3 protein-coding genes are annotated in these 3,446 nt (G+C 66.2%); all 3 read right to left on the reverse strand.

Translation table 11 applies throughout. The features are described 5' to 3' along the window. Nucleotides 1-150 precede the first annotated feature (150 nt). A complete protein-coding gene (locus QZX93_RS24955) occupies nt 151-2,271 on the reverse strand; it encodes a bifunctional serine/threonine-protein kinase/formylglycine-generating enzyme family protein (RefSeq protein ID WP_295393152.1) in 2,121 nt (706 codons plus the stop codon). A gap of 98 nt (nt 2,272-2,369) precedes the next feature. Next, a complete protein-coding gene (locus QZX93_RS24960; protein WP_295393153.1) occupies nt 2,370-2,618 on the reverse strand; it encodes a DUF2442 domain-containing protein in 249 nt (82 codons plus the stop codon). Next, on the reverse strand, nt 2,602-2,844 hold the full coding sequence (locus tag QZX93_RS24965; RefSeq protein ID WP_295393154.1) for a DUF4160 domain-containing protein: 243 nt from the start codon (nt 2,842-2,844) through the stop codon (nt 2,602-2,604). The genes QZX93_RS24960 and QZX93_RS24965 overlap by 17 nt, the downstream gene beginning before the upstream one ends. Between the last annotated feature and the right edge of the window lie 602 nt (nt 2,845-3,446).

The raw sequence follows: 3,446 nt of genomic DNA on the forward strand, positions 1-3,446 counted from the left end.
CGAAACGCTGTTCGCGCAGGTGCTCCAGCGCATGCCGTTGCCTCCGTCACCAGCGCGCCGACGGCCCCGTCCGCCCAAGTCGTCCGCGCTCCTGCTGGTGGCGGCGTAACCGGGGGTGGCCGGAACGATGATCAAGGCCCAGCGCGAGGATCAAGGGGTAAGCGTCCTGGCCACCCGGAAACCGAGGTTGCTGTCCCGGAAGCTGGCGTCCAGATCGAAGCGGTAGGCCGAGCGCAAGACCGTGGGGAAGTAGGACCAAGACCCGCCGCGCAGCACGCGCCGCTCATTTCCTAAGCAATAATCAAACCATTCTTTGCTATCCTTTGGTGCCCCATTGTAATTCTGATGCCAACAGTCCTGCACCCACTCCCAGGCGTTGCCGTGCATATCGTAGAGGCCCCAGCGATTGACGGGGTAGCTGCCGACCGGCTGGGTCTTGCCTACATACACACCAGTCTTGGCGCCGCATCCGTTGTAGTCAAAGTAGCCGTGGTAGTTGGCCTGACTGGTCTTGATGCAGTCGCCGGTGTTGAACGCGGTGGTGGTACCAGCGCGGGCGGCGTATTCCCATTCGGCCTCGCTCGGCAGGCGCCAGGGTTGGCCGGTCTGTTGGTGTAGCCACTCGACATAGGCTTGCGCGTCGTTCCAACTCATGCAGACCACCGGGTCGTTCTCTGTCTGCTGCATGCCTGGATCGCGCCAGTGTTTCCCCGCGCGAAAGCCTCCAGCGGCTTCGCCCTCAAGCCGTATCCAGCAGCCTACCGCATTGCCGACATTGCGTTCGGCATCGGTGCGGTAGCCGGCGGCCTTGGTGAAGGCGCTGAATTGGGCGCGGGTAACCTCGTACTTGCCCAACTCGAAGGCCGAGACCTGGACTTGGTGCTGCGGGCCTTCGTTATCCTGTCGCTCAGGTTCTCCCGCTGGTGAGCCCATCAGGAAACTCCCGGCGGGGATGCGCACCATCTCCGGCTCGAAGGGGAGCCGCGCGGGCGGGTTCGGCGCGGTGGGTTTGGGGACGACCGGTGCGGGTTGCGGCGGCGGCGGCGCTGACGCGGTTGGGCCAGGCGCGGCGGCCACCGGCGCTGTCATCGGTACGACCGGTGCTGCGTCGCGCAAGGCGACATACACCACCGCGCCGATGGCGAGCCCAAGGGCGCCGACGACGACCCAGGGCCAGGACCCATTACCGCCCGTCGTCGGCGGCGGTGCGGTGCGGCTATTCTTCCCGCCCGGGCGAGGGCGCGCGGGCGGCGGGTTCGGCCCCGGCCCTTTCTCCACCACATCCTTGCCCGCGGCCCCCGCCAATGCCTGCTGAAACTCCACCACGCTCTGATGTCGCTCGCCCGGCGCCATCGCCAGCGCCCGGTCCAGCGCGGCGCTGAGCGGGGCGCCGATGCCGAACTGCACGGCCGGTGGCAGGGGCTCGCCCTGGGTCCGGTCATGGGCGTCCGGCGGGGTGGTGCCGGTCAGCATGCGGTAGAGCACTGCGGCGATCGCATAAACATCGGTCCAGGGGCCTTGATGGCCGCGGCGGCTGTATTGCTCCAGCGGGGCATAGCCTGGGGTCAGCAACACCGACAGCGAACGGCTGCGCTCGCCGGCGACCTGGCGGGCGGCGCCGAAGTCGATCAGCACCGGGCGGGCGCCGCCGCCGCGGGTCGCGGCGAGGTAGATGTTCTGGGGCTTGATGTCGCGGTGCAGCAGGCCTTCGGCATGCACCGCGCGCAGGCCGTCCAGGATCGGTTGCATCAGGGCGAGCGCGGTGGACTCGGGCAGACGCCCGCCCGGTTGACGATCCAGGTACTCGGCGAGCGTCAGCCCGGGGTAATACTCCATCGCCAGATAGGCGGTTCCGTGGGCGGCGAGGACCTGGTGAATGCGCACGATGTTGGGATGGTCGAGCCGGGCCAGGATGCGGGCCTCGGTCTGGAATTGCTCCAGGCCGTACCCGAAGTTCTGCACGTCATCGGTCGAGTCGGGGGTGACTGTGGTGCGGTCGGTGTCGCGCCCGGCGATGTCGCGCGGGAAGTATTCCTTGATTGCGACCCGCCGGCGCAGCCCCAGGTCCCAGCCGAGATAGGTAATTCCGAAGCCGCCGGGCTTGCCGAGCACCCGGCCGACGAGGAACTGCCCATGCAGCAGGGTGCGCAGCGCCAGGGTCTTCGCCGGGCGCGGCGCCCGCTCGTCGAAGGCGCAGTGGGGGCAGGGATTGCTGCCGCCGGTCTCGTTGAAGCAGCCGGGGCAGAGGGTTGCCGGGTTCTGGGTCGTCATGCCTCAGGGCCTTCCGCTCAGCTCCGCCGGCGAAATCAGTGTATTGGGGGGGAATAGGGGACGTACCACGATTCTATGTCCGGTACCCGCCAGCGGGATCATGCTACCTTGCGGTTAAGCTCACGGATGTCAGCCAGACCTGCCAGCAATCCCTCGACTGAAATGTCCTCGTCCAGCGCATCCCAGTGGATGCCCCGCGGACTGATGTCATAGGCCGCTCGTTCTGCCGGACTCGCGGCAAGCAGGCGCGGGAACCAGGCCAGGGGGACGCCGAGCGTGCGCCCGTCGTTCAACTCGACCCACAGGTTGTTTTCGTCGCAGTTGACGGTCTTAGGCGAAATATTCATTCCAGGCCTTCTCCAGAAGTTCACGATGGTCTCTGACCATGCCGGCGATCTGGCGCAGTGTCCGGGCATCGAACCCGTCATTGCGTGCGAGCTGCACCTGGGGTAAGAGCCAGAACTTGGCCTCCGCTCCAGCGCTCCTGACATGGACGTGCGCTTGTTCGCGCGGACTGCCTTCATTGGTGTAAAAGAAGAACTTGATTCCATCGAGTCGCAAGGCAACCGGCATGATGTGCTCCAAGGCTGGCGAAACGGCTGATCCCAGCATCCCGCATGACGACTAAATTGCAATAGTCGACCAGCACCGTCAAGCAGACGCCCGGTAGGGCGTTACGAATGCCAGTTCCGCCCGTGCTCGCGCTCGCATCCGATCACGGCGCAGCCGCGGAGTTGAGGGGCACCTCAGCCGTCGCCGCAGTGGTGCGAGCGCGGACACGACTGCTGCGAAAGCAGCTTAACACGGGTGGGATCGCTCTGGCCAAGCGGCGAGAACGCCCGGGATGCCCGTGCCCGCAGCAGGACGACCATCGGGACGCTCAAGTCACACGTCAAACAGGGCGATTTTCCCAAGGTGCGGGATCGCTCACCAGGTCGGCACGGTGGATGGCTGCCCATCAACACCAAGAGCGGACGATCAGTGCGAGGGCTCTTGGCCTTGAGCCAACCCCCCTTTCCCGCATTCCCCCCAAAAATCCGCACCTTCAGCTCTCACGGTCCCCGCCCGCCGGGCAGCACACTGCGCCCATGGCTGACCCAACCGAAATCCCCAAGTACATCGACGATCCACCGCTGATCCTGCTGTGGCGCGTCGATGATCTCGTCCCGATCGTC

It is taken from the genome of uncultured Thiodictyon sp. (genome assembly GCF_903946935.1).
GTDB lineage: Bacteria > Pseudomonadota > Gammaproteobacteria > Chromatiales > Chromatiaceae > Thiodictyon.